The organism is Streptomyces canus (genome assembly GCF_041435015.1).
GTDB classification, from domain to species: Bacteria; Actinomycetota; Actinomycetes; order Streptomycetales; family Streptomycetaceae; genus Streptomyces; species Streptomyces canus_G.
The window spans coordinates 6,284,549-6,304,773 of the sequence record NZ_CP107989.1; the positions used below are offsets into that span (position 1 = coordinate 6,284,549).

Below are 20,225 nucleotides of genomic sequence, written 5' to 3' on the forward strand. Positions count from 1 at the left end.
CGGTCGACTCCCATGACCGACGAACTCGACGGAATGTACGACACGTTCAAAGCACTGCTCGACTCGTTTCCCCCAGCGGAGGCAGTCAAGAGGCTGGAGCAGTTCGGCATCCCTCCGGAGATCGTGCAGCAGATCCGTGAGCGGCACGAGCAGCAGACGATTCGCATCAAGGAGCTCGAGGAACCGCACGCCGTGATCCTGGGCAACCGCGACACCTGGTACACGGGACCGCATGCCAAGGACAAATGCTGGCCGGCCGTCGCGGACCAACTGCGCAAGGACGGTTGGCCCGAGGATCCCGCGATCAGGAGCCTCGACGACTCCTCGACTCGTGTGGTCTCCCTGCTGAACCACCCGAAGGAGAAGCGGTTCTCCACACGTGGACTTGTGGTCGGCTACGTGCAGTCCGGGAAGACGACCAACTTCACGTCTGTCATGGCGAAGGCCGCGGATCGCGGCTACAAGCTCTTCATAGTCCTGGCTGGAATCCACAATGGACTACGCCGCCAGACCCAGGCCCGTCTCGTGCAGCAGCTCGTGGAGCCGAACCCCTCGCTGTGGTCGCAACTGACCGGCCTGGAGAAGGATTTCACCCCGCAGGAGAACCCGGCTTCGTATTTCGGCAAGAGCAACAAGACCCACGTGCTGTGCGTAGTGAAGAAGAACGCGACGGTCCTGCGCAAGCTCGCCAAGTGGCTCGAGAAGGCTTCGACCTACCTTGAGGACTGCCCTGCGCTGATCATCGACGACGAGGCCGACCAGGCCACGGTGGCGACCGCGTCGATCAATCCGCTGATCCTGAGCATCATGAGTCACCTGCCCAAGTCGGCGTACGTCGGTTACACGGCGTCCCCGTTCGCGAACCTGCTGATCGACCCTAGTGCCGAGGACCTGTATCCCAAGGACTTCGTCGTCAATCTGCCCCAGCCTGCCGGGCACTTCGGCACCGAAGTGCTCTTCGGCCGCCACGCCCTCGACGGTGAGGACCCGGAGCAGGTCGACGACGGATACGACATGATCCGCTCGGTGCCCAAGGACGACGTTCCCGCTGTGCGCCCCAAGACCAGGGCCGACGTCGAGGGCTTCGAGCCGCACATCACCGACACCCTGCGACGGGCCATCGAGTACTTCTGGCTGGTCACCGCGGCCCGACGCGTGCGCGGCACCGGCAACCCGCACAACACGATGCTGATCCACACCAGCGTCAACACCGCGGTCCACAACAGCTTCAAGAGGCCCCTGGAGTTTCTGCGCAAGCGTGCTGCGCAGTCGTTGGCGAGTCCCGACTATCTCTCGGGGCTGCGTGCCTTGTGGGACATGGAGACCGCGCGCGTCCCGGCGCAGGACTTCGGCGAGACGAAGGTGCCATTCGAGGAATTGGTGCCGCAGCTTTCCGGGGTGCTCGACAGTTGTCGCATCATCATGGACAACTCCAGCAGTGAGGACCGTCTCGACTACGAGAACGGTCCCGTCGTCGCGATCGCGGTGGGCGGCAACACCCTTTCGCGTGGACTCACCCTTGAAGGGCTGTCCGTCAGCTACTTCGTCCGTTCCGTCTCGGCGTACGACACCTTGCTCCAGATGGGGCGCTGGTTCGGTTTCCGCAACGGGTACGCCGACCTGCCGAGGACTTGGATGACCGACGAACTCGCGGAGTGGTTCCGGCATCTGGCCACGGTCGAGACCGAGATGCGCCGCGACATCGACATCTACATGACGGAGGACGAGAACCCGCAGACCTTCGCCGTGCGCCTGCGCACGCACCCCTCGCTGCGTGTGACGGCGGCCGCCAAGATGCGTGATGCCGTCGTGGCGGCTTCCTCGTACGGCGGTCAGCGTGTCCAGACCCACTACTTCCACACGAACGCCGAGTGGCTGCGAGGGAACATCGCCGCTGCGCGCACGCTGGTCGACGCCGCGACCTCGAACGCACGCCGTGTGGAGAAGCGGGCGGCGGATGGACGGTTCGTCTTCCGCGACGTGCCGCACGACTTCGTGCTCGACTTCTTGTCGAACTACAAGTTCGACAAGAAGTCCCCGGAGAACGACGCCGAGCTGATCGGCAACTACATCCGGAAGCGGGTCACCGCGGGCTCTCTGGGCCGTTGGAATGTCGCCATTGTGGGCACCCCCGCAGGGAAGGGCGAGGACTTCACCTTCGCGCCCCATGTGACCGTCGGGCGGAACAATCGTGCCCGCCTTGCCCTGGAAAACCCTGACCCGGACTTCGCAGACATCAAGACACTGATGAGCCGCAGGGACGCGGCGGTCGACCTCACAGGGGACATCGGGAAGCTCACCGAGAAGGAGATTGCGGAGGAACGGCGAAAGCAGCTCCCCGACACCGGTCTGCTGGTTCTGTACCCCATCGACAAGCTGTCTCGGCCGAGTCCGTCGAAGACGCTTCGTGCGCCCCTCGACGCGGAGGAGCACGTGATCGGCGTCGGCCTGGTCTTCCCCAAGCCGCAGGACGGCGACAGCACTGTGAAGAGTTACATCTCCGCGGACTTGTCCAATGTGAACATCGAGATCGAGGAGGAGGACTACAGCCTCGTCGACGGTGAGGACGCATGAACGAGGACGAGTTCCGCGGCCTTGTCGAGCAGCACTGGGCTGCGCTGGAGGCCGAACAGACCACGGGGGAGCGTCGACTGCGGGTGGCGGAACTGTCCGTTGACACCGGCAATGGCCCGCTGGCGGTGGCCGTTGACCACGACGGGCACCGCCATCTCCTGGTGCCGATCCACACGCACATAAAGGTTCGTACCGGCCTGGACGGGCCAGTGCTCCGGCTGCGCAAGCGTCCCTTGGAGGATGCGGAGAGCTACCAGACCTACGCGGACCTGGGCTGCCTGCGAGACGATCTCAACGACCTGTTCACCGAGCTGTGCGTGGACGTGTTGGAGGAGGCCGTCGAGTTGCCCGACAATCCCGTCAAGGCGTTGTACCGAGTGCTCGATCGCTGGAAGTCGCTCTTCCGGACTCAAGGGCCGCCGCTGGGGCCGGAAGAACTTGCCGGACTTTTCGGTGAGTTGACCGTGTTGAACCGTCTCCTTGCGAAGGACCCGAGTGCGCACCGGATCTGGCACGGGCCCGAGAGGTACCGCCACGACTTCTCGGCTGCGTTCAATGCCGTCGAGGTGAAGGCGAGTACGAGTAGCGAGGGTCGGCGACCGCGGATCCACGGGCTCGACCAACTCGAAGCTCCCGCCGGTGGAACGCTCTGCCTGGCCTGGTTCCGGTTGCACCGCACCACGACGAGTGGAGTGGGCACGCGGTTCGTGGAGACGGTGGACGAGGCCCTTCGCTTGTGCGACGACGAAGGAGCCCTCCTCGAACTTCTCGCGAAGGCCGGCTACCGGCTCGCCGACGCCGACCTCTATGAGGACGTGCGTTTCGCGATCGGTGAGGAGCGGTGGTACCGAGTCGACGGGGACTTCCCGGGATTGACCGGCGAAGCGCTCACCACGGGCGGCGTGCCGGTGTCGGTCCTGGACGTCGAGTACACCATCGACCTGTCTGGTGAGGTTCCCGCATCGATGGAGCCCGAGCAGGTGTCCCAGATGATCGAGGACCTGGTCCAGGAGCCCGCGTGACAGAGCCTCGTTGGTTCTCCCAGCCCTATCCGCCGGAAGGTGCCAGCGCCGCCGAAGGCATCCGCAACCAGCTCGGACGCCCGGAGCTCGATCTGCTCACCATCCTGGTGCGTGAGTCCGCGCAGAACAGTTGGGACGCCCGGATCGAGGACTTCCCCGATCCGGTCGACTTCCGCATCGACATATGGACGGTCGGCCCGGCGCACGCCGGCGCTTGGCGAGAGCTTCTCCTCGACGGCGCGCCCATGAGCGCGGAGCACTTCCCGTTGCGTGAGACCCTCAAGCGTCGTCCCGCCCGAGTGCTCGCCGTCTCCGACCGCGGCACTCGAGGACTCGGCGGCCCCACGCGCGCCGACGATGCCGTCGGCCCCGAGCGCGACTTCGTCTCCTTCATCCGCAACATTGGGGAGCCACGCGACACCGCTCTCGGCGGCGGCACGTACGGGTTCGGTAAGGGCATCTTCTACTTGCTGTCGGGATCCGGAACCGTCCTCGTCCACTCTCGATGCCGCATGCCCCGGGGCGGCTACGAGACGCGGCTGATCGGCTGCACCCTGTGGAAGAGCTACGTGGCCCAGGAGGGCGATGCGGAGCGTCGGTACACAGGCCGCCACTGGTGGGGCGACACCTCGGGGGAGGTCGTCGAACCACTGGTTGGCCCGGCGGCGGAGGCCGTTGCCCAACAGTTGGGGCTTCGAGGGTTCGGCCCGGAGGAGACCGGGACGACCATCGTCGTCATCGACCCCAACCTGGACGAACTCGAACCGACCGCAGCAGCCGACTACTTGGCGGAGACCGTCGCCTGGCACCTCTGGCCCAAGATGATCTCCGCGGACGGCAAGGACCCGGCCATGCGCTTCTCCGTCACCTGCGACGGCGTCGAACATCCTGTGCCGGATCCCCGGGACGCCCGTCCGCTGAACATGTTCGTCGACGCGTACGAGACGATGACGGGACCAGGCGGCAGGGATCTCGCGTGCCTGAAGCCGAAGCAGCATCTCGGGCGACTTGGGTTGGTGAAGCGGATCATGCCTCCCCTGGAGCCCACGCGCGCTTCGCGCATGCTCGACATCGAGGACCTTGTGCATCACGTCTGCCTGATGCGGCCCGCGGAACTCGTCGTCACTTACCATCCGGGGCCGAAGCCGCCGAGCGTGAACCAGGGTTATGCCGGGGTCTTCCGTGCGGACGAGGCCATGGACGATGTGTATGCGAAGGCCGAGCCGCCCACGCACGATGCCTGGCACCCGCAGTCGTTGGACCGGCCCGAGAGCACCTTCGTGAGGACGACGTTCCAGCGCGTCGGCGAGGCGCTGAGCGAGCTGCTGTCCTTGAGCGGGACTGCCCGCTCCGGTGCGAGCAATGTCGCGCTGGGTGCAGCCAGTTCATTCTTCTCCGGTCTCGTGGGCGGAGCCTGGGGCATTGGTGGGGCCACGGCCTACTCCAAGCAGGGCAGCACCGCCACGCGTGCCGCGAAGCAGGAGGAACGCTCACGCCGGTCGGTCGGCCGCCCCGCCACGAAGGGCACGTCGTCCGGCCGTGAAGAGGGCTACTCCGCTGGCAGTCCAGCAGATTCCGGTGCCCAGGGAGAGTCGTACGGACCGGGGAACGGTGAGGCGGGCGCCGTACGACGGCGCCCGCGTGTGCAGTACGTGGGGGAGCCGTACTACGAGGATCGCGGCGACGATGAACTGCTCGTCCAGGACTTCCGCCTGCCCGCGGACGGTCCGCAGCGGGTTCGCATCGACCTGGCCGTCACGCTCCCCGGAACCGGCGGGCGTGAGACCGATCCGCCGATCGGGGCGAGTATGCCGGTCCTGGTCGGTTGGGAGAACGGCGACGGCCTTTTGCACACCATCGACGCGTGTGTCATCGAGGGCGGCGAGACCATATGGCGTGCACTTGTACGCCCGGCCCCAGACACCATGACCGAGATCGGCATCAAGGTCGAAGCGGTGAAGGAGTCGTGACCCGCCGCGTTCTCCCATACCGCGTCCCGCCCGAGGACGTCGTCACTGCCGAGCCGTGGCTGCTGGTGACCGAGGACGGCGAGGTCCCGATGCCGGAGGCGCTGCCGGACTGGGACTACCAGATGGACCTGCACCTCCGCAGAACCGTCAGTGTCGATCTCGATCGTGCGCGTTCCCAGTCGGGTCTTGCGACCGATGTGGCGCTGACCCTCGCCGTGGTGTGGACAGCCACCGGCTCCAACCTCAGCGGACCGGCGGAACATGCTCGACTGGCAGACAGCGGCACGATCATCGCGGAGTTCGACATTATTCTGCGCGGTGCAGACCTCGGCGGCCTGCTCGCACTCGACACCGCCCTGGTCCTGGCCGAACGCCGTCCCGACGCCCGTCCGTCCTCGCCTCGTCGTGCCGGCTCGGTGCTGTGGAGCGATCGGGAGGAGCTGCGCCTGCAGGGCGACGCGCCGCAGTTCCCCATGGCGGTGATCGATTTCTCACTGACGTCGTTCCCCGACGAGGCCGCATGGCACCTGCAGATCAGTGGCGGCCTGGAGAGCGCAACCATGGGCTCACTGCTCCTGCTCGTCAACGAGCGAAACACCGTCACCGCCACCGCGTTCGAGAACGCGGGCAAGCCACGTCCGATCGACCGGGTCGTCCTTTCCGCGGTTTACGCGGACGCGGCGCGCATCATGATCGAGCACGCCTTGGCAAACGACGACTTCACCGAGGACGGCGATTTCCCGGAGGGTTCGCTCGGCGCGACCATGGTGAGTCTCTTCGACCGGCTCTTCCCGAATCAGCTGGTCACCGACGTCCGTCTGCGCCAACGGCAGTCACCTTCTCTGTTCGCCTCGGACCTGCAGGCGGCGGTCAAGATCTTCGAGGGATCATGATGAGCTTCCTTTACCCCCGACTGCTCGCGGAACAGGCCAAACCGCTCTTCGAGGAGTACCGATACCTCCCGATCGCCGAACTGGCCGGTCGTGTCGGCTTCTCCCACGAGTCGGCCGTGTACGTGGCCACCGGTGGGGACCGGATCTCCGCCGCCCGGCTCCGCGAGCTGCGCGCAGGGGTCGTCGACCTTGCCAAGAGCGCGGGTTTCCCCGACGGCTCCGACCGCACACGCAACGCCGAATTCGACCTTCAACTCGCCGCTTTGCTGCATGCCGAGATGGGAGTGGTGCCCGCCGAGGCTGCTTCTCGGGACGTCTGGGCGTTCCTTGCCCTCGTCGTTCTCCCGGATGTGGCGTTCTGGCGTTATCCCGAGCCGCCGAGGGACCGTGTCCTCGGCACTGACCTCACCCGCCATGTCTTCGGCCGTCTGTGGTGGCGCGCTCAGCTCGTACGAGCCTCCGACGATCCGGAGCCGTACGGCGCGCTCAAGATCCTCGGGGAGGCGGCGTTCGACCAGATCTACGCCCGACGTGCCGCGCTCGGCGGCAGTCCGCACATGGTTCGCGCGATTCTCCGTGTGTGGAAGGACCTCGATCTCCAGGGCCTGAACGAGCGTGAGACGCTTCGCGACTTCCTGAAGAGGTTGCTCAGGCTCGCCCCGTTCGTGCTCTTCGACGGCATAGAGCAGCGTGCCCTGGACGACGAGCTGCGGGCTGTAGCTCAGGAATCCGTCGATGCGCAGCGCCCTGCGTCGTCGCTCGCTGGGCGGGATGCGCCGCAGAGCACCGCGGTTGTCAATGCCGCGCATCCCGCCACCCCGCAGGAGACGCCCTCTGCGCCTGTGCAGCCCGTTCTGATGGGACCGACCGAAACCCGTCGGTTCCGTTCCGTCGAGATATGTGCTGGGTGTGGCGCACAGGCGCTCGGCCTGGAGTGGGCCGGATTTGATCCCGTGGTACTCATCGACAGCAAGGCCGATGCTTGTTTCACGATCGGGCGGAACAGACCCGAATGGGACACGATTTGCATCGACCTCGTGCAGTTCCCCCTCGACGAGCGCCCGGACATCAACGGCGTCGATCTCCTCAGCGGCGGCCTTCCACGGGTCAAGTCCATGGCAACCGTCGGGCGCGACGAGGACACTGAAGAGCGCAGAGTTCTGCGGGCCGCGATCGAGCTGGTCTGCTCAGTGAAGCCGAAGGCCGTGCTTCTGGAGAACGTCCCGGATTTGGCAGAAAGCCCGGAGTTCGAGGTCGATCGTGAGTGGATGGGAGCTCAACTCGGAGGAGCCGGGTATCGCACGACGTGGAAGATCCTCAACGCTGCCGACTTCGGTGTGCCGCAGAACCGCAGGAGCAGCTTCCTTGTCGCCCTGAAGGAGCCGTACTTCCCACGGTTCTCCTGGCCTGAACCGGACGGTAGGTCCGCCCCGACCGTCGGCCAGGTGTTGGGTCCATCCATGTCCTTGCGCGGCTGGACGGGGGCGGAAGAGTGGGCCAAGAATGCCGACCGCATCGCGCCCGCACTGGTCGGCGGCTCCGACCGGAGAGGTGGCGCCGACCTGGGCCCCACCGGCAGTAAGAAGGCGTGGGCCACGCTCGGAGTGAATGGCAACAGCCTGGGCGACGAGCCTCCGGGCGTGGATTTCCCCCCAGGCGAGATGCCCAGACTGACTGTTGAGCAAGCCGCACAGATCCAATCGATCCCCGAGGAGTGGACCTTCGCCGGGGGAAAGACGTCCCGCTACCGGCAGATCGGCCACGCCATGCCCCCGCCCCTTGCCGCTGCGGTCGGACGCGCCATCGCCGCGGCCCTACGAAGCTAAGATCAGCCCATGCACGCGTCCTCCTCCAGCAACCCCAAGATGATCACCGTTCTAGACCTGTTCTCGGGTTGTGGCGGCTTTACGCAGGGATTTCATGAGTTCCGGCCCGAAGGCGCGGAGGACGGCGGGCCGGTTTTCCAAAGCATCGCCGCAGTCGAGCACAACGCCGCCGCGGCTGCCACGTACGCGGTCAACTTCGGCAGCGCTCGGCTCGACAAGCGGCTTCCTGCCGCCCGCATCCACTTCGGGGACATTGAGAAGTGGGAGCCGACCGAGGACGACCTGCATGCGGATGTCGTGGTCGGTGGGCCTCCTTGCCAGGGCTTCTCCGCCTTGAATCGGAACAAGAAGGGCACGGAGCGCAACCGCCTGTGGGAGGAGTACGTTCGCATCGTTGCGAAGGTTCGGCCGCAGGTATTCGTCATCGAGAACGTAGATCGCTTCCTTAAGTCGGGTGAATTCCTCAACCTACTCAAAGAGGTCGAGGAGGGTGGCAAGTTGGCCGAGTATCGGCTGGTCGATCCTCCGGGGCACATGCCCGTCGACACGGAGGAAGAGAAGATCAAGCGCTACCTCCTCAACGCGGCTGACTACGGTGCGGTTCAAGCGCGCCGGCGCACCATCGTCATCGGTGTCCGCAAGGACATCGAGAATGGACATGCGATGTCCTATCCGGCCCCGGCGCGGAGGCGCCGCCCGAAGAACGGCGCGGGTGTCGCTGCACAGATGCTCGAGGGCGTCGGTGCCGAACCTCTTTACTGGGAGACCGTGGACCGGGTATTCGAGGAGTCGGCGAAACTCCGGCTCTCGAGCACCGAACTCCCTGGCGGCGAGGAGCGGATCGAGGACATCGGGGCGTACGTTCCGGGCATCTTCACGACCGACGATCTCCACTTCAAACGCCAACCGAAACAGCTTTCGGTGGCGCGCTACCTCGCCATCCCTCCGGGTGGGAACCGCAAGGATCTGGAGGGCAAGTGGTACACGGTGAACGAAGACGGCGTCTTCGAGTTCTTCACCGTGCCGAACCCCTTGGGTGTGAAGACCAAGGTCGAGTACCTGTCGACAGACAGCTGGGACAATCACACGACCGGCACTGGTGATGTCATGGGAAGGCTCCGCATCGGTGAACCATCCGTGACCATTCGCACCGAGTTTTTCAAGCCGGAAAAGGGCAGGTATCTCCACCCTGCGGAGCCCCGCCCGATCACCCACTACGAGGCCGCGCGAATCCAGGGATTTCCCCGCGAATTCCGCTGGTGTGGCTCCAAGACGGAGATCGCAAAACAGATCGGCAACGCGGTTCCGATCCCGCTGGGGATGGCGGTCGCTTCGGCTATTTACGCCTTCTTGCGGCAGTCGGCTTGACAGGGACAGTGGTTTGGTTCCGGGACAATCCGTTCGGCTGACCACTCGTCCAACCGGAGAGACACGGAAATGAACAACGATTGCCGCGACCAGGTCCAGCCACACCTCCAGTCGGGAGAACAGCTGATCGCGGTGTGTGAGGGTGAGTTGGCCCCCGGGGTACCGGAGCGGCCGGTCTGGTTGCGGCAGCCGCCCCAGGAGTCGGAGTTGGAACGCCGGATCAAGTCCCGTCTCCCTGGCGCGGTACAGCGGTTCCTCCGGCCGAGTGAGCCGAAGCCCGCCGGCGGCGTGGAGCGAACCATGGAGGGCGCCGAGCTGGCGGTCGACAACACCCTCGCTCAGGCGGCCCATGGCAAAGGCATGTACGGCGGCTGGGAGAGTCAGGCCGGGCGGTTCCTGGTGACTCACTACAGTGCCGCGCGTTTGCCAGCTACCAGGTTGGCGGTCGCGTTCACTGACCGCCGAGTGCTCGTCCTCGCTGACCGCGCGAAGCTTTGGCAGACCACAGCGGCGTACGAACTGCAGTGGGAGGCGCCACGAGCTGCCGTCCTCGGCGTCCGCGCGAATCCTAAGGGTGTGCTCCAGCGAGGCCGTTTCGAGCTGGTGTTCGCGGACGGGTCGTGGATCGCGTTGGTGGCGTCGGTGCCGACGCATGCCGAGCCGTTTGTGGCACGGGTGGGTGGCTGATAGATCGCTGAGTAGGGCCAAGAGGCCGGCAGGGAGGGGCTGTTACCTGCTACGGCTATGTTTTCCGCCATGACTCGGATCTCCGGAAGTGATCAGCAGGCCCAGCGGCTGGTCGGCAAGGTCGTAGTGGTTACCGGCGCAGCTCGCGGGCAGGGGGCTGCCGAGGCTGCCGCCTTGGCCCTGGCGGGGGCCACTGTGATCGGGACCGACGCGCGGCCGGAGGGTGGTGAGTGTCGGCGGCTGGATGTCAGTCGTGAGGGCGACTGGGCTGAGCTCGCCGCCGAGCTCAAGGAGACTCACGGCCAGGTGCATGGGCTGGTCAACAACGCGGGGATCATTCAGCGGGATCGGATCGACAGTGTTCGGGCTGAGGACTTCGCGCAGGTGCAGGCCGTGAACACCGTTGGGCCGTTGCTCGGGATTCAGTACCTCTCTCCGCTGATGACGAGTGGGGCGTCCATCGTGAATGTCGGGTCGTCCGCTGCGCTCACCGGGTACTACCCCGTTGCCTACACCGCCAGTAAGTGGGCTCTGCGTGGGGTGTCGAAGGTTGCCGCCATGGAGTTGGGGCCTCGGGGGATCCGGGTCAATACCGTGCATCCCGGGTACATCGAGACCGAGATGACGGCCGGGGCTACGGAGGCTTTTCGGGACGCGACCATCGGGGAGACCCCGTTGGGGCGGAGCGGGACCGTAGATGACATCGCTCCGCTTGTGGTGTTTCTGCTGAGCGACGAGTCCTCGTTCATCACCGGTGCGGAGATTCCTGTGGACGGGGGGCTCACCGTGCACGGTGGTGTCAAGTCCATCTCGGATGCGATGAGGGCCGGTTGATCGGGGCTGGTCCGGTCGTGGCGGGCCGGCCTTGAGGTGATCCCGCCCTCACCGGCACGACACTCCACGGCTTCTCATACGGCGGAGATTTCGTGAAAAGCCGGGTGTTGGCGCCGTGACAAGCAGAACATTCCGAGTGCCATCTGTCATGTGCCGGATTAGCGACATCTCACCACAGGAGTTGCGGATGAAGCGTTTACGGAGAACACAGCTGCTCGGCCTCGGCGTCATGGCGCTGATGCTCGGGCTGGTCGCCGCTCCGACCGCGCAGGCGGCGCCGAACGGTGCGACAACTGCTGCCGCTCCCGCGGCCGTTGAGTGCAGCGGCAGCTGGGACGGCAAGAACTACTGGGCCAAGAGCCCTTCGGGGAGCAGCGGGGGCGGCTACGCGCGCACCTACTGGAACGCCTCGACCAAGCGGAACTGCGCGAAGTTCTTCTCCAGCCCCTACGACGGACTGGCGTCCAACATCACGCTGTATCTCTTCGACGAGAGCGGCGACTACTCCGCCGACCCGCCGCAGGAGCACCCGGCGAACTATCACTACTACGCCGGGCCGCTCTACACCTGGTTCGACGCGACCAACGAGTGCATCCACCTGGGCGGGTCACTGATCCGGGGCGGTGTGAAGTACACCCTCAGCACCCCGGACATCCGATGCGGCTGATCCAGCGGCGTTGAACCGTCCAGCGGCACCGCTCACTTCATCGGTGCCGTCGGGCCGCCCGCTTCTTGGCCAGTGTCGTGCTTCCGCGGCGTGCCTCAAGGGCGCTCCCTGCGGTCGCGTCGCCTGCGGCGATCGCACTGCGGCCGACCCTTGACCCAGTCCGCTCCAGCACGGGGCAGAAGCGAGCGGGCGGCCCGGAGGGACGGGTGGCCCAGGTGAGTTCAGGGTCGGGTCGGTCGTCATGTCGGCCGGGGTCGGGGTGCGCGGTCGCGCCTCGCCTGCACGCCGGGTTGGTTCGGCGGCTTGCGGCCGGAGGGGGGGAGTGGCAGGGAGCGTCGGCATGATGATCCCGCTGCAAGCGGAGGGGCGGGCCCCGGCGCCGGCCGACGGCTCTTCGGGCCCGCCCCCGCCCGTCGCTCACTCCCCGTGGCACTCCCCATAACCCCGCCCCGACCCGCACCAGCACGCCGTCCCCCGCTGCGGCGGCCACTCCACCGCGCGGCCCCGGGCCGCCAGAGTCGTCGCGTACTGGGGGAGCAGTGCCGTCTCCGCGGGGGACATGCCCTCCGATGCCGCGAACGCCTCGTACGACGGGACCGTCCCCGTCACGATGCCGAGGTTCGCCGTGCCGGAGGCGGACAGCTCGCGCAAGGAGGCCTCTATCGTCGCGAGGTGCTCCTCGTGGGAGGGGTACTCCGAGGAGAGGGAAGGGTAGGCGTCCACCAGCTCCGTGAGTTCGGAAGCGGGCCAGTGCAGGACCGCCACCGGGAACGGGCGGGACAGCGCCTCCCTGAACGTGCCGAGTTCGGCGCGCAGGCGGGAGATCTCCGCCTCCAGTTCCGCCGGGTTCTCCGAGCCGAGGGACCAGACGCGCTTCGGGTCGTGCAGCTCGTCCAGGGAGACCGGGGAGGAGTGGAGGGTGTCCGCCAGGACATCCCAGTCGTCGTGGGCCAGGCCCAGCATGCGGCGCACGCGGTGGCGGCCGAACAGCAGAGGATGCGTGGAGTACGGGGGCTCCGCCACGTCCGTCAGGAGCACGCGGGCCCCCTCCGTGAACGTCTCCTGCGCCTGCTCCAGCTCGTCGTGGGACTCCAGGGCCTCCGCGACGATCACCCAGGGGGCGGGGTCCCGGGGGGCCGCCATGCGGACGCCCTCGATGATCGCGCGGGCCTCGGCCTCATGGCCGTACTCCCAGAGGTTCGCGGCCTTGAGGGCTCGTACCAGATGGGGGTTCTCCAAGCTCTGGGACGAGGACAGCAACCGGTCGTAGAGGGAGGACGCGGCGGGGCGGTCGCCGGCCAGTTCCAGATGGGCCGCGGCCTGCAGGAGCAGGGCTTCGGAGTCCTCGGGATACCGGTCGGCGGTCCGCTCCAGGCGCGCCGCTTCGGCGTTGTGGTCGACGTTCTCGGCAGGCGTGTCGGGGCGCATGGGTGACACCGTACTGCCGATCAGTGACAAAGAAGAGGGAGGTGCAGGCCAGGGCCCGGTTAACAGCAGAAGAGCCCCGGGGGCCCCGTCCGGCCCGCACCCCCTCGTCTCAGATCGTCACGCCGTCGATCTGGAGCGTCTGCACGGCCTTGGCCGCGAACGGCACGGCCACCGTCTTTCCGCTCAGGAAGGTGTTGGAGTACGACACGTACTTGTCGCCGCCCGTCGTCACCGTGTTCCAGCGCGGGACCAGGCCGCCCGAGCCGCCCGTCACCGTCGTGAAGCGGGACAGGTCGAAGGTCAGGGTCTGGGCCGACGTGGATGTGTTCAGGGCCACGATGACCAGGCGCTTGGCCGAGGAGTCGTAGGCCGCGACCGCGTTGCTCACGCCCGTGTCGATGATCTTCATCCCGGGGCGGATGTGCCGGGCGAACTGGGCCATGACGTAGTACTTCGTCTGGACCGCGGTCGGCTGGAGGGTGTTCTGGTCGTACGCGATCATCGCCCAGCCCGTCGACGGGTCCATGACCTGCCAGTAGACCCAGGCCGTGGGGTGCAGCCAGCGGAAGTCGTAGAGGAGGTTGAAGGCCATGGTGTAGCCGGTGCCGTCGCTGTCGCCGGTCTCGGAGTTCCACAGCTTCTTGCCGGCCGTGGTCACGACGTCCGTGTAGAGGAGGTCTCTGCGGCCGTTCGAGCCCTGGTAGCCGTGCACGTTGACCTGGTTGACGTACCCCTTCGTGGTCGAGCTGAAGGAGTTCCAGGTGGTGCGGGCGAGGTCGTAACTCGTCTCGTCGGAGGCCGAGATCTTCACGCCCGTCAGGCCGCGGTTGTTCAACTCGCTGCGCAGGTACGGCAGTACGGCCGACTGGACCGTCGCGTCCATGTGGCAGCCCTCCTGCGTGCCGGTCGCCGTCCACCAGGACGAGGAGGGCTCGTTGAAGGCGTCGACCGTCGAGAAGTTCACGCCCCAGTTGTTCTTGGCGTACAGGGCGGTCGCGGCCAGATGCGACGCGTGCTGGCGGTAGTTCCAGGTTTGCAGGTTGTTGCCGCCGCCCGAGGCGCCCGACGGGTTGTGGTTGCTGCACATCCACCACATCGGGGAGTTGGCGAAGAGTTCGGAGGTCGCGCCCCTCGACGTCGCCTTCACCAGCATCGCCCGCTGATTGGCGTCCGCCGTCCAGTCCCAGGCCGAGGACGTGGGGTCCTCGTTGTTCCAGTCCTGCCAGTAGCCCTCGATCTGCTTGAACGCGGGGATGTTGGCCGAGGCGACCATCGACTCGCCGTTCACGGTGTTCCAGCTGGAGGCGCCCAGGTTGTAGCGGGCGATGTTGAGGCCGAGGCCGGGGAGCGAGGTGCCGTTGTAGGACGTCGACTTGGTGGTGAAGAAGATGTCGGCGAAGTCGTCCCGGGCGCCGAACACGTTGGCCCACCAGGCCAGGGAGGTGCCCCAGCCCTCCCAGGTGCCGTACGACGTCCCCGGGCTGACCGCGATCGTTGCGTCCGCACGGGCGGTACCGGTGGCCAGCGCGCTGCCGAGGAGGGTGCCTCCTGCGGCTGTCAGCAGCGTTCTGCGTCGGATCATGGCTACTCCGAACTCCGATGGATCGACGCGGCCTTCTGACCCGCGTCGTGGCCTGCCCCGTTCATGCCACGACGAAGCATCGGGTGTGGCCAGTGGGGTTGTCGAGAGTTCTGACAGCCCTTCCTAAAACCTGTGGAGGAAGTTCGGTATGCCGGACACGCCGACCGCTCCGCCGCCTCCCTGTCGACCGCTCCGACCGCTCCGACCGCTCTACGAGGCGTTCGGCACTGGTGAGTTGGAGGCGGGGCCCTTATCGTGCGGGCGGCCCCGTCCGAGGAGGCGTGAGGTATGCGGCAGCGCGTCATGCACCACGGAGCCCGGCGCCGGCGCGAGCGTCGCCGCCGGGCGGTGTGGACCGGCGGCGAACTCCTGGTCACCGTGGGCGTCGTCCTGCTGCTGCTCGTCGTGCACCAGCTGTGGTGGACCAACCGGGAGGCCAAGGAGGGCGCTCGGCACGGGGTCGAGGCGCTGGAGCGGGAGTGGGGGCGGGGCGGGGGAGCCGATTCGGGTACGGCCGCCGACTCCGGGGCTCCATCCGTGTCCTCTTCCACGGCTTCCACGGCGTCTCCGGGCTCCCGCGCCGAGCGGGATCTCCGCGCCGCCGCCTCGGACCCCGCCGCCCTGACGTCGGACCGGTCCCAGGCGTACGCCATCCTCACCGTCCCCCGTCTCCACCTGCGCGTCCCCGTCGCCGAGGGCGTCGGCAAGCGGAGCGTGCTCAACAAGGGGTATGTCGGCCACTACCCCGGCACCGAACAGCCGGGCCGGGCCGGGAACTTCGCGCTCGCCGGGCACCGCAACACCCACGGCGAGCCCTTCCGGTACATCAACCGCCTCGCGCCCGGGGACACCGTCCGGGTGGAGACGCGGAGCGCGGTCTACACGTACGCCGTGGACAAGACCCTCCGCCAGACCTCGGCCCGCGACTCGGGAGTGATCCGGCCGGTCCCACGCTCGACGGTCCACCCCACCTACGGCTACACCGCGCCCGGTTACTACCTCACCCTCACCACGTGCACGCCGGAGTACACATCCCGGTACCGGCTGGTGGTGTGGGGCACGCTGGTGTCGATGCGGCCGCGTTGAGGGGCTCACAGCTCGCGCATCGCGATGTCCGCGCCGTGGGCGAGGCCGTCGCCGGAGGACGTGGCGGGCGCGATCGTCAGGGCGACTCCGGCGCAGGAGCCGATGTAGCGGAAGGTCTGCTGGGCGCCCGATCCCATCGCCGCCCGCGCGGCGAGCAGCGGGGCGGCCGCCTTGAGGGGGTCACTGCTCCCGCAGCGCCACCGCGCTCCCCGCCGCCACCAGCGCCAGCCCCGCCGACACCAGCATCGCGATGTCCGCGCCGTGGGCGAGGCCGTTGCCGGAGGAGGTGGCGAGCGCGATCGTCAGGGCGACTCCGGCGCACGAGCCGATGTAGCGGAAGGTCTGCTGGGCGCCCGATCCCATCGCCGCCCGCGCGGCCGGGACGGACTCCACCGCGAGCAGCGGGAGCGCCGCGTTCAGCAGGCCGCTGCCGATGCCGGCCACCACGAGGCCGGGGAGCAGCCGTACCCAGGAACCGGCGTCCAGTGAGCCCAGCATGGTCAGGACGCCCGCCGCGTGCAGCAGGAAGCCGATCGCGAGTTGCCAGCGCGGGGGCACCCGGCCCGCGAGGCGCCGGGCCTGGAGGGCCACCGCGAAGGACAGGCCGGACCAGAGGAGGAAGAGCCAGGCGGTGTCCATTGCGGACAGGCCGACCGTCTGCTGGAGGAGGGCAGGGAGGAAGCTGAACAGGCCGATCACCGCGAGACCCGTGAACAGCCCGCTGGAGGAGGACGCGAGGAACCGGCGGTGGCGCAGCAGGCCCAGGTCGATCATGGGGGTCCGGGCGCGCCGCTCCACCGCGACGAACACGGCCAGCAGGACCACGGACGCCAGCAGCAACAGCGCGACCGGTGCCCGCAGCCAGCCGTCCCGGCCCAGGGTCAGCGCCGCCACCAGGGCGACCAGGGCGAGCCCGAAGGTCACGGCTCCGGCGAGGTCGGGACGGCCGCCGCGCGGAGCCCGGGACTCCGTCAGAAGCCGTGCGGACAGGGCGGCCACGAGCACGGCCGCGGCGCCGAGAACGCCGTAGGACACCCGCCAGCTCGGCAGCGCGCCGCTCAGCAGAGGACCGACCGCGATGCCGCCGCTCACGAACGCGCCCCACACCCCGGTCGCGTGCAGGCGCCCCCTCGGTGACGGGAACGCGTGGACGATCAGGCCCAGGCTGCTCGCGAGGAGCGCCGCGCTGGCCGCGCCCTGGGCGATCCGGGCCAGGGTGAACAGCCAGGTGGACGAGGTCAGCGCGCCGAGGGCCGTGGTGAGGCCCAGCGCCAGGGTGCCCGCGACGAAGATCCGGCGGCGCCCGTAGTCGTCGGCGAGGCTGCCGGCGACCAGGAGGAGGGCGGCGAGGCCGAGCGGGGTGCCGTTCAGGAGCCAGGCCTGGGCGGACAGCGGGGTGTGCAGGTCGGCGGCGACATCGGGGAGCGTGACCATCGGAGCCGTGTACGTCATCAGGGCCACGGCGGTGGCGGCGCTGGTCAGGGCCAGGGTCGCGGAAGGGCGCGGGGAGGCTGGGGCCAGGGCGGCCGACACCTTCGCCTTCACGAGAGTTCGTTCACTGAACCTTGTCATGTCGAGAACGGTAGCAGAGTGAGTTCGGTCATTGAACCTACTGCCGGAAAATGGTTACAGTGGCGCCATGGCACTGGGTAAGGACTACGCGACACAGGAATGCTCGATCGCCCGCGCGCTGGAGATCGTCGGCGAACGCTGGACCCTGCTCGTGGTCCGCGACGCCCTCTACGGCGTCCGGCGTTACAACGACTTCCTCGTCCACCTCGGCATCCCGCGCGCGGTCCTCGCCGCCCGCCTCCAGATGCTCACCGAGGAGGGGATCCTCGAGAAGCGCCGCTACCAGGAGTCTCCGCCGCGCGACGAGTACGTCGTCACCGACCGCGCCATCGCCCTCTGGCCCGCCCTGCGCGCCCTCGGCCGCTGGGGCCGCGAGCACTATGGCGAGACCGTGCTGCGCACCTTCCAGCACGCCGAGTGCGGCACCGAGATCGGCTCCTACGGCGAATGCCCCGCCTGCGCGAGGGTCGTACCGCTCGAGGAAGTGCTGATGCTGCCGGGCCCCGGACTCGATCCCCACCCGGCGGATCCGGTCAGCCGGGCCCTGCTCAGGCCGAAGACACTCTTGCAGCCGATCGTGGTCGATCAGGTATAACCGGGGGAGGACCCGACGACAGGGAGAGGGGGAGTGCCGTGATCCGCAACTGGACGAGCATGCGGCCCGCCGCCGTGCTCCTGCTCCTCGTCCTCGACGTCGTCCTGCTCGACACCGGCAGCCTCTCCGCCGCCGTCGCGCTCGCCGCGGCCGGCTCCGCCTTCGCCGCCTGCTCGCTGATCGCCTCGCGCTGCGCGCCCGCCGTGCCGCCCACCCGGGTCCGTACGGCCATCCGCGACCGCGCCCGCCGCACGGCCTTCCTCCCGCAACGCGACCCCGACGCCCAGGGCCGCCCCCGCCCCCGAGCGCCCGGACGCGCCCTCCCGGCGACCGTCGCGTAGGGACTCACTCCTGCAAGGACACCCCGCGCGGGTCGTCATGCCGCCTCGCACCATTCCCGGCACGACGAGACCCCCGGAGGGCTCACCCATGTCCGTCTTCGCTGATCTGGTCCAGCATCTCGCCGACCTGCTCCACCCCCTCTTCGGCGCCACCGCGGCCGCCGCCGCGATCGTCCTGTTCACCGCTTTCGTGCGACTGCTCGTGCACCCCCTGTCCCGCGCCGCCGCCCGCGGCCAGAAGGCCCGCACCAGGCTCCAGCCGAAGATCGCCGAGCTGCGCACCCAGCACAAGGGCAACCCCGACAAGCTCCAGAAGGCGGTGCTGGAACTGCACGCCGAGGAGAAGGTCTCACCGCTGACCGGCTGCCTGCCCGTGATGTTCCAGATGCCGGCGTTCTTCCTGCTGTACCACCTCTTCTCCAACACGACGATCGGTGGGAGGGCGAACGAACTGCTCGGCCACGAGCTGTTCGCCGCGCCACTCGGCGGGCGCTGGGCGGACGCGCTCGGGGACGGCGGGATGTTCCAGGGAGCGGGGCTCGTGTACGTCGGCCTGTTCGCGTTCGTGATCGTGGTGGCGACCTTCAACTACCGCCGCACGAAGCGGATGATGGCCGCGAACCCGGTGATGCCGGTGACGGACGGGCAGCCGGTGCCCGGGGCGGGCGCGATGAGCAAGGTCATGCCGTTCATGTCCTTCTTCACGCTCTTCACCGTGGCGGTCGTGCCGCTGGCGGCCGCGCTGTACGTGGTGACCAGTTCGACGTGGGCCGCGGTCGAGAGGGCAGCTCTCTACCGCTGACCGGTCCAGTCCGTGAACCGGGTATTGCGGACTGGACACTCAGCTTGGACGATCGACCAGTCATCCGATGGCTGCACCCGTCGGCGGACGCCCCGCAATCGAGGGAGATAGTGATCATGAAGCTGCTGCGAGTCGGTACGGCGGGAACGGAGACGCCCGCCCTGCTCGACGCCGACGGGGTCCTGCGGGACCTGTCCGGTGTCGTGGACGACATCGACGGGAGGCTGCTCGCCGACGACGCGGCACTCGGCCGGGTCCGCGCGGCCGCGGAGGCCGGGGAACTGCCGGCGCTGGACGCCACGGGGCTCCGCGTCGGGCCGCCGGTCGCCCGGATCGGGAAGATCGTCTGCATCGGGCTCAACTACCACGACCACGCGCGCGAGACGGGGGCCGAGCCGCCCGCCGAGCCGGTGATCTTCTTCAAGGCCGCGGACACCGTGGTCGGCCCCTACGACACGGTGCTGGTGCCCCGGCGGTCGGTGAAGACCGACTGGGAGGTCGAGCTGGCGGTCGTCATCGGACGTACGGCCCGCTACCTGGAGTCCGCGGAGGAGGGGCTCGCCCATGTCGCCGGGTACGCGGTGGCGCACGACGTGTCCGAGCGGGAGTTCCAGATCGAGCGCGGCGGGACGTGGGACAAGGGGAAGAACTGCGAGACGTTCAATCCCCTGGGCCCCTGGCTGGTGACGGCGGACGAGGTTCCCGATCCGCAGAGTCTGTCCCTGAAGCTGTGGGTCAACGGAGAGCAGAAGCAGAACGGCACGACCGCCGAGCAGATCTTCCCCGTTGGTGAAGTGGTGCGGTACGTCAGCCAGTTCATGACCCTGTACCCCGGAGACGTCATCAACACCGGTACGCCGGCCGGGGTCGCGATGGGGGAGCCCGAGCCCAAGCCCTATCTCCGGTCCGGGGATGTGGTGGAACTGGAGATCTCGGGGCTCGGGCGTCAGCGCCAGGAGTTCAAGGACGCGTAGGGCA

The 20,225-nt window shown here is 68.0% G+C and carries 17 protein-coding genes and 1 pseudogene; 14 read left to right on the forward strand and 4 right to left on the reverse strand.

Translation table 11 applies throughout. The features are described from left to right. Nucleotides 1-12 precede the first annotated feature (12 nt). The 9 genes from OG841_RS28835 to OG841_RS28875 all read left to right on the forward strand — a co-directional run bounded on the left by OG841_RS28835 (nucleotide 13) and on the right by OG841_RS28875 (nucleotide 11,841). Nucleotides 13-2,574 carry a Z1 domain-containing protein gene (locus tag OG841_RS28835; protein WP_371567068.1) on the forward strand — a complete coding sequence of 854 codons (2,562 nt, stop codon included), beginning with the start codon at nucleotides 13-15 and terminating at the stop codon, nucleotides 2,572-2,574. Further along, nucleotides 2,571-3,596, forward strand: coding sequence for a PD-(D/E)XK motif protein (locus OG841_RS28840; protein WP_371567069.1), 1,026 nt, complete (start codon nucleotides 2,571-2,573; stop codon nucleotides 3,594-3,596). Before OG841_RS28835 ends, OG841_RS28840 begins: the two co-directional genes overlap by 4 nt. Continuing rightward, nucleotides 3,593-5,566, forward strand: a complete 1,974-nt coding sequence (locus tag OG841_RS28845; RefSeq protein WP_371567070.1) for a hypothetical protein — start codon at nucleotides 3,593-3,595, stop codon at nucleotides 5,564-5,566. Before OG841_RS28840 ends, OG841_RS28845 begins: the two co-directional genes overlap by 4 nt. Next, nucleotides 5,563-6,459: a hypothetical protein gene (locus tag OG841_RS28850; RefSeq protein ID WP_371567071.1), complete on the forward strand. Its 897-nt coding sequence runs from the start codon at nucleotides 5,563-5,565 to the stop codon at nucleotides 6,457-6,459. The genes OG841_RS28845 and OG841_RS28850 overlap by 4 nt, the downstream gene beginning before the upstream one ends. Then, nucleotides 6,456-8,285 (forward strand): DNA cytosine methyltransferase, encoded by a 1,830-nt coding sequence (locus tag OG841_RS28855; RefSeq protein ID WP_371567072.1) that lies wholly within the window; start codon nucleotides 6,456-6,458, stop codon nucleotides 8,283-8,285. Before OG841_RS28850 ends, OG841_RS28855 begins: the two co-directional genes overlap by 4 nt. Nucleotides 8,286-8,294: 9 nt before the next feature. After that, complete coding sequence (locus OG841_RS28860; RefSeq protein ID WP_371567073.1) at nucleotides 8,295-9,653, forward strand: DNA cytosine methyltransferase; 1,359 nt, start codon at nucleotides 8,295-8,297, stop codon at nucleotides 9,651-9,653. A gap of 300 nt (nucleotides 9,654-9,953) precedes the next feature. Next, a complete protein-coding gene (locus OG841_RS28865; protein ID WP_371567074.1) occupies nucleotides 9,954-10,340 on the forward strand; it encodes a hypothetical protein in 387 nt (128 codons plus the stop codon). Between the two features lie 69 nt (nucleotides 10,341-10,409). Continuing rightward, the gene (locus OG841_RS28870; RefSeq protein WP_328638863.1) at nucleotides 10,410-11,174 is read left to right on the forward strand and encodes an SDR family NAD(P)-dependent oxidoreductase; all 765 of its coding nucleotides are present in this window, start codon (nucleotides 10,410-10,412) and stop codon (nucleotides 11,172-11,174) included. 187 nt (nucleotides 11,175-11,361) lie between these two features. Continuing rightward, nucleotides 11,362-11,841 carry a hypothetical protein gene (locus tag OG841_RS28875; protein WP_328638862.1) on the forward strand — a complete coding sequence of 160 codons (480 nt, stop codon included), beginning with the start codon at nucleotides 11,362-11,364 and terminating at the stop codon, nucleotides 11,839-11,841. 417 nt (nucleotides 11,842-12,258) lie between these two features. Here OG841_RS28875 and OG841_RS28880 read toward each other — a convergent pair whose 3' ends face one another. Together OG841_RS28880 and OG841_RS28885 are read right to left on the reverse strand one after the other, a co-directional pair. Further along, a complete protein-coding gene (locus tag OG841_RS28880) occupies nucleotides 12,259-13,269 on the reverse strand; it encodes a YecA family protein (RefSeq protein ID WP_328638861.1) in 1,011 nt (336 codons plus the stop codon). Nucleotides 13,270-13,378: 109 nt separating this feature from the next. After that, complete coding sequence (locus tag OG841_RS28885) at nucleotides 13,379-14,851, reverse strand: beta-1,6-galactanase (RefSeq protein ID WP_328638860.1); 1,473 nt, start codon at nucleotides 14,849-14,851, stop codon at nucleotides 13,379-13,381. Between the two features lie 288 nt (nucleotides 14,852-15,139). Between OG841_RS28885 and OG841_RS28890 the strand changes: the two genes are divergently transcribed. Next, nucleotides 15,140-15,937, forward strand: coding sequence for a class E sortase (locus OG841_RS28890; RefSeq protein WP_371567075.1), 798 nt, complete (start codon nucleotides 15,140-15,142; stop codon nucleotides 15,935-15,937). A gap of 5 nt (nucleotides 15,938-15,942) precedes the next feature. On the opposite strand, the pseudogene OG841_RS28895 reads toward OG841_RS28890, so the two are convergent. Together OG841_RS28895 and OG841_RS28900 are read right to left on the reverse strand one after the other, a co-directional pair. Then, a pseudogene (locus OG841_RS28895) lies at nucleotides 15,943-16,113 on the reverse strand (MFS transporter); the annotation flags it as partial. A 4-nt stretch (nucleotides 16,114-16,117) separates the two neighbouring features. After that, nucleotides 16,118-17,509, reverse strand: coding sequence for an MFS transporter (locus OG841_RS28900; protein WP_328638857.1), 1,392 nt, complete (start codon nucleotides 17,507-17,509; stop codon nucleotides 16,118-16,120). Between the two features lie 67 nt (nucleotides 17,510-17,576). On the opposite strand from OG841_RS28900, the gene OG841_RS28905 reads away from it, so the two are divergent. From OG841_RS28905 to OG841_RS28920, 4 genes are all read left to right on the forward strand, one after another. Next, nucleotides 17,577-18,104, forward strand: coding sequence for a winged helix-turn-helix transcriptional regulator (locus tag OG841_RS28905; RefSeq protein ID WP_328638856.1), 528 nt, complete (start codon nucleotides 17,577-17,579; stop codon nucleotides 18,102-18,104). A gap of 59 nt (nucleotides 18,105-18,163) precedes the next feature. Continuing rightward, the gene (locus tag OG841_RS28910; protein WP_371570859.1) at nucleotides 18,164-18,445 is read left to right on the forward strand and encodes a DUF6412 domain-containing protein; all 282 of its coding nucleotides are present in this window, start codon (nucleotides 18,164-18,166) and stop codon (nucleotides 18,443-18,445) included. A gap of 88 nt (nucleotides 18,446-18,533) precedes the next feature. Then, nucleotides 18,534-19,247 carry a YidC/Oxa1 family membrane protein insertase gene (locus OG841_RS28915; RefSeq protein ID WP_328638854.1) on the forward strand — a complete coding sequence of 238 codons (714 nt, stop codon included), beginning with the start codon at nucleotides 18,534-18,536 and terminating at the stop codon, nucleotides 19,245-19,247. A gap of 116 nt (nucleotides 19,248-19,363) precedes the next feature. Continuing rightward, nucleotides 19,364-20,221: a fumarylacetoacetate hydrolase family protein gene (locus tag OG841_RS28920; RefSeq protein ID WP_328638853.1), complete on the forward strand. Its 858-nt coding sequence runs from the start codon at nucleotides 19,364-19,366 to the stop codon at nucleotides 20,219-20,221. Nucleotides 20,222-20,225: the final 4 nt, after the last annotated feature.

Bases quoted from the DNA above. Each gene is read 5' to 3' on its own strand.
- OG841_RS28835 (WP_371567068.1), top strand. From the start codon at position 13: ATGACCGACGAACTCGACGGAATGTACGACACGTTCAAAGCACTGCTC.
- OG841_RS28840 (WP_371567069.1), top strand. From the start codon at position 2,571: ATGAACGAGGACGAGTTCCGCGGCCTTGTCGAGCAGCACTGGGCTGCG.
- OG841_RS28855 (WP_371567072.1), top strand. From the start codon at position 6,456: ATGATGAGCTTCCTTTACCCCCGACTGCTCGCGGAACAGGCCAAACCG.
- OG841_RS28860 (WP_371567073.1), top strand. From the start codon at position 8,295: ATGCACGCGTCCTCCTCCAGCAACCCCAAGATGATCACCGTTCTAGAC.
- OG841_RS28865 (WP_371567074.1), top strand. From the start codon at position 9,954: ATGGAGGGCGCCGAGCTGGCGGTCGACAACACCCTCGCTCAGGCGGCC.
- OG841_RS28870 (WP_328638863.1), top strand. From the start codon at position 10,410: ATGACTCGGATCTCCGGAAGTGATCAGCAGGCCCAGCGGCTGGTCGGC.
- OG841_RS28875 (WP_328638862.1), top strand. From the start codon at position 11,362: ATGAAGCGTTTACGGAGAACACAGCTGCTCGGCCTCGGCGTCATGGCG.
- OG841_RS28880 (WP_328638861.1), bottom strand. From the start codon at position 13,269: ATGCGCCCCGACACGCCTGCCGAGAACGTCGACCACAACGCCGAAGCG.
- OG841_RS28885 (WP_328638860.1), bottom strand. From the start codon at position 14,851: ATGATCCGACGCAGAACGCTGCTGACAGCCGCAGGAGGCACCCTCCTC.
- OG841_RS28890 (WP_371567075.1), top strand. From the start codon at position 15,140: ATGCGGCAGCGCGTCATGCACCACGGAGCCCGGCGCCGGCGCGAGCGT.
- OG841_RS28900 (WP_328638857.1), bottom strand. From the start codon at position 17,509: ATGACAAGGTTCAGTGAACGAACTCTCGTGAAGGCGAAGGTGTCGGCC.
- OG841_RS28905 (WP_328638856.1), top strand. From the start codon at position 17,577: ATGGCACTGGGTAAGGACTACGCGACACAGGAATGCTCGATCGCCCGC.
- OG841_RS28910 (WP_371570859.1), top strand. From the start codon at position 18,164: ATGCGGCCCGCCGCCGTGCTCCTGCTCCTCGTCCTCGACGTCGTCCTG.
- OG841_RS28915 (WP_328638854.1), top strand. From the start codon at position 18,534: ATGTCCGTCTTCGCTGATCTGGTCCAGCATCTCGCCGACCTGCTCCAC.
- OG841_RS28920 (WP_328638853.1), top strand. From the start codon at position 19,364: ATGAAGCTGCTGCGAGTCGGTACGGCGGGAACGGAGACGCCCGCCCTG.